This is a genomic window from Skermanella sp. (assembly GCF_059503625.1).
In genome coordinates this window covers 4,373-8,602 of record NZ_JCACHA010000836.1, presented here as the reverse complement: position 1 = coordinate 8,602, position 4,230 = coordinate 4,373, and the positions used below count along the sequence as shown (strand labels likewise).

7 protein-coding genes are annotated in these 4,230 nt (G+C 57.7%); 4 read left to right on the top strand and 3 right to left on the bottom strand.

The features are described from left to right. Window positions 1-265 precede the first annotated feature (265 nt). Window positions 266-598: a hypothetical protein gene (locus tag AC5JJ6_RS30225; RefSeq protein WP_496045612.1), complete on the bottom strand. Its 333-nt coding sequence runs from the start codon at window positions 596-598 to the stop codon at window positions 266-268. A gap of 61 nt (window positions 599-659) precedes the next feature. After that, complete coding sequence (locus tag AC5JJ6_RS30220) at window positions 660-827, bottom strand: hypothetical protein (protein WP_496045611.1); 168 nt, start codon at window positions 825-827, stop codon at window positions 660-662. 286 nt (window positions 828-1,113) lie between these two features. Here AC5JJ6_RS30220 and AC5JJ6_RS30215 point away from each other — a divergent pair, with 286 nt between their 5' ends. The 3 genes from AC5JJ6_RS30215 (at window position 1,114) to AC5JJ6_RS30205 (ending at window position 2,701) form a co-directional block, all read left to right on the top strand. Continuing rightward, the gene (locus AC5JJ6_RS30215) at window positions 1,114-1,476 is read left to right on the top strand and encodes a hypothetical protein (RefSeq protein ID WP_496045610.1); all 363 of its coding nucleotides are present in this window, start codon (window positions 1,114-1,116) and stop codon (window positions 1,474-1,476) included. Beyond that, complete coding sequence (locus AC5JJ6_RS30210) at window positions 1,473-1,775, top strand: DUF6626 family protein (protein ID WP_496045609.1); 303 nt, start codon at window positions 1,473-1,475, stop codon at window positions 1,773-1,775. Before AC5JJ6_RS30215 ends, AC5JJ6_RS30210 begins: the two co-directional genes overlap by 4 nt. 482 nt (window positions 1,776-2,257) lie before the next feature. After that, window positions 2,258-2,701 carry a YybH family protein gene (locus tag AC5JJ6_RS30205; protein ID WP_496045608.1) on the top strand — a complete coding sequence of 148 codons (444 nt, stop codon included), beginning with the start codon at window positions 2,258-2,260 and terminating at the stop codon, window positions 2,699-2,701. 37 nt (window positions 2,702-2,738) lie between these two features. On the opposite strand, the gene AC5JJ6_RS30200 is transcribed toward AC5JJ6_RS30205, so the two are convergent. Further along, a complete protein-coding gene (locus AC5JJ6_RS30200) occupies window positions 2,739-3,464 on the bottom strand; it encodes a DUF1194 domain-containing protein (RefSeq protein ID WP_496045607.1) in 726 nt (241 codons plus the stop codon). A 206-nt stretch (window positions 3,465-3,670) separates the two neighbouring features. On the opposite strand from AC5JJ6_RS30200, the gene AC5JJ6_RS30195 reads away from it, so the two are divergent. Beyond that, window positions 3,671-3,973 carry an ATP-binding protein gene (locus tag AC5JJ6_RS30195; RefSeq protein WP_496045606.1) on the top strand — a complete coding sequence of 101 codons (303 nt, stop codon included), beginning with the start codon at window positions 3,671-3,673 and terminating at the stop codon, window positions 3,971-3,973. Window positions 3,974-4,230: the final 257 nt, after the last annotated feature.

The following is a 4,230-nucleotide window of genomic DNA, read 5'->3' as shown; positions in this document are numbered from 1 at the left end:
CGTTGGATACTTGCGGAAACCATACTCCGGACGGGAACTGATTGCCGCAATCCAGGCGGCTGAGGATCACCTGAAGATCCAAAAGCCGAACCAGTGGTCGCCAGGACTGGAGTTCTACGAGGGGTCACTGGTTAGGCGTTGCGGGTGAAAGGCTGCGATTCATCACCTGACATGCGACTCAAGAGTGATGTCGGTGATTCATGGCACTTCTGCTGCCGGACCTGTGATCGGTTCGCCAGTATAATCCCGCCCCAGATCCTCACTGCTACGAAGCTGAACGCCGATGCCTGCCCCTACTGGCTTCGCTGTCTCGGAAAACCTGCCGGGCCGCCGCCCGCTTGGCATTGAACGCTGCCTTGCGACGCCGGAAATGCGGTTCATACTGCTCCAGCTTCGCCCCTGGCGAGATCGGGGGATTATCGGGATCGCTCCACACCGACAACGGCTCCACCTCCCCCACGATCTTCCGTTTGCCGACCGTCTGGCCTGCGTGACTCGGTTTGTCCGCACCCTCTCTGTCGCCCATGGTGCGTCGCCTGACGGGCATCGGAGCCGGGTTCTCATACCCGTCGAACAGCCAATTGTCCTCGGTCAGCATCCAGAGACTGAGGACACACTACCCGCCGGCCGATAGGGCCATCGTTGGCCGGCATGACCTCCTAGAGCAAGCGGGCGTCGCCCTCCTCATGGAACCAGATGGCAAAGGCCATATCGCTCCGCGTTGTGGTGACGCAGTGTTCCAGCCCTAGTCGCCGGGCCTCGCCACGAAGCCGGTCGAGGATCTCCGGCCACACCCAGTATCCCCATTCCCCACTGTTGAATGGCATTGCTCCCCCTTGTCGACCGGTTGCCATGATGGGTCCGCCACATTGCGGCCCCGCATGTGATGCCGCGGACGCAGCCGGCCACCATGCCGTCACGGCCGAGGCATTGACTACGTCAGGGACACTACGTCATCACGATCCCCACTGCCGTCCGGCACCAGAGGATCCCCGTGGTTTTCCAGGCTGACGGCGGTCTCACCCAGGTGACTGCCTGGGCAGCCGCACGGATGACGTTCCGGGATAAATAGACTCGGCTGCCGAAGCAGCCGTTCATAACAAGGAGGACATGATGAAAGACGTGCAGACTATATGGAGACTCAATCCAGGATCTGCCCCGATCCCGCAAGGAGGCTGGTTGGGAAGTTTGATCGCCACCATGGAAACGGAGTTTTCCATTTCCTGTTCTTTTGTGGTCCTGCCGGACCATCGACAACGGGTGCTAGCTTGGCTTGAGGCCAAGGCGGTTGGACCGTACAGCGTCGAGGAATTACCGGACGAGCAGATTGCAGTGGCCGTTGGCAAGAGACAAGATGCTGTTAGGCTCCGAGCAATTCATCGGTATGGTATCGATCAGAGCGTAATCGTTGCGAACCGCTCAGCAGCACAGATCAACGGGTTCATCAGCCAGATAAAAAGCAGGTTGGCATCATGACCCTTCGCCTGATCTATGATTTCCTTCACGTCGCCGGTCTGGTCAGCAGCCAACGGCAGTTCAGCCGAGAGTGGCTGCATAAGCAGCCATCATATATGTCCTGTTGTGAGTCGCGGTCTCGAGAACCGAGTCTCGAAGTGCTGCTCATTCTCCACAACAGGATCCGGCGGCTCGTACCGGCTTCTCCTGGTAACCCTGATGCAGCCGGTCAGTACAGAGAACAACTCGGGGAACTGGTGGCCGAGATCCGGTACGCTATCGGACGGCGGCTTCAATCCGTGAGATCCGATAGCTGCTGAAGCAGCCGTTTATGACTGCTCAGTACGTTTATCGTGCCGACGTGGCCGAGTTCTGGCAGACCTCGGCTCGCCGCCTTTTAAAACGAACATTTCCGCCTCATCCATACATCCCGGAATGCATCAGCCTGCTATCGCCGGGTCGGTGTGACAGGCGAGGGGCAATATGGCTTCCTAGATGCCAGCATCATCGGCGACGGTTGAAATACGCTGAGAGGCGATTTCAGTGCCGTCGACTGGACGTCCACTAGAACCTGGGATGAAGCCGTTCCGTCCGCCTGTCCTTGGCCCGGCTCATGGACCTTCGTAGAAAACTGCTCGGACGAGACCTGCCGATAGATCGATCCCCATATCATATCAGAAGTACATTGCCTTCTAATTACTTACCTTTCTCTCAAAAGCGTAGAGAATACATCGACCGTTGATCAATCTTGAGCAACGGGTCAGTACAGCAGGTTGAATTATTGATAGCGATGGAGTGAAACATGAAGTCTCGTTGGCATCTTGGCATCCTGATCGGCTTGGCTATGCTTGCACCTCCGGCCTGGGCTGAGGATCTTCGCAGCACCGTCGAAGCGGGAAATGCTCAATGGAATCAAGCCTTCAATAAGGGTGATGCCGCCGCCGTGGCCAAGCTCTATACTAGCGACGCCAAGCTGCTGCCGCCGGCCGACAAGGTCGTGTCGGGTGAGAAGGATATTCAGGCATTCTTCCAGTCCTTTATCGATGCCGGGATCACCGATCACAAGATCGAGACGGTCCAGGTCGAGGAGGCGGGTGACAAGGCAATGGTGGCCGGCAAGTGGCAGGCCACCGGCAAGGACAAGGACGGTAAGCCGGAGATCTACAAGGGTAGTGTCGTGAAGATGCTGGAACGTCAGGGCGACGCCTGGAAGACCAGCCTGCACACCTGGAACATCGCTCAATAACAAACGCCGAGGGTGGGTTCCACTCGCGGACCCATCCTCATTGGACAGCGGAAGCGATGTCCAGCAGGAACTTTCTCACCACGGCATCGAACACCGTGGTTGGGTCGGTAATGTCCATGACGAAGGCCCCGTCCCCAGCGATGACATGATCCCGGTAATGGCCGACGACATCAGGGTTGCCGTTGATGACGACGCCGTTCACTGTGATACCAGCGGCGAACGCCCGATCCCGAGCCGCGTCGGAGTCTTCGCTGAAGTTGTCAACACCGTCGCCCACGATGTTCAGCACCGGCCGCTCTGCCCGGAAGGGAGCATCGGTCAGGAGCTTCCGCCCGCAATCAATGGCCTTGGTCAGGTCCGTCAAATGGTCCTCGCCGACAGACCGGTCTTGGTGGCGACGGGCGACGTCACGCCTGAAGTCGATCAGTGGCATCGCCTCCAGCTTGTTGGCGATCTGAGCGGCGTCATCTATGGTGCCTATAACATTCCAGTCCATCAGCAAGGGACAACCCTGGCTGCTCCAGGCGAAGACCGCGACGCCCACCCGGCCATGGCGACCCGACAGAACGGCCTTGGTGAAGGATTGGGACGCGAGACCACGGGCGGTTCCGACCCGCTCCAGCCATTCCTCATGACCGCCAATGGAGTCCGAGACGTCGAGGCCGGTCGCGATGTTCACGTCGGTTTCGATCTGAGCGGCAAGGTCGCCCTGAACTAACAAAGTCCCAAGGCAGACCAAGCCGGCGAGGGTTCCGCCATGCATGGGATACCTCTTTGGTCGGAGGGCAGGGCCGGTTCCCCGACTCCGCTCAAGCCTTCGCAAGTTATTCCTTCGTTCCACCGCAGGCAGCTACAAAAAAGCTTTCTGGGTGGTGGATTAGAATTACGTCAGCCACCTCTTCGCACTGACCGGCTTTGAGAAACCACCCAACACGAAGTTTAGATGATGAGCAGCCGATCCAATAGGCATTGCTGAACCTTCTTTCCAACGCCATCAAGTGCACAACCACCGGCGGGCGGGTTGTGGTCGCCGCGGAAGTCGAGCCGGATCGTATCAGGGTTCAGATCAGTGACACTGGGATCGGTATCGGCTTGGCTCTGTGCTGGCGACTGATGGAGGTTCAAGAGGACAGTCTTGCGATTTCCACCACTCCTGACGCTGGTACGACGGTAATCCTGACCCTGTCACGTGGAATGGAGCAGAACGCTGCGGACCAAGAGCCGAAAAACTCTACTCCGACGTCCTCGCCGACAGTTATAAGTGGATTTTAATGCTCTCGGGGCATTCTACCCGCCAATGACCGGAATATCAGATCGTCAATCACTCGTACACAACAGACCGACTGGAGTATAAGAGCCTTGCTTGGGACGGAACGTCGTGATCGTGTTGTCATTCTCAGTGCTTGCGTACTGACATTCTTTTTTTCCGCCAGCTTCGATCTGATCGGCAGCATTCACAACTATCTTGATTATCTGAAGCAACCCCAGGCTAATAAAATCCTGGCGGCCCTTATTGTCACCCTCTTGGT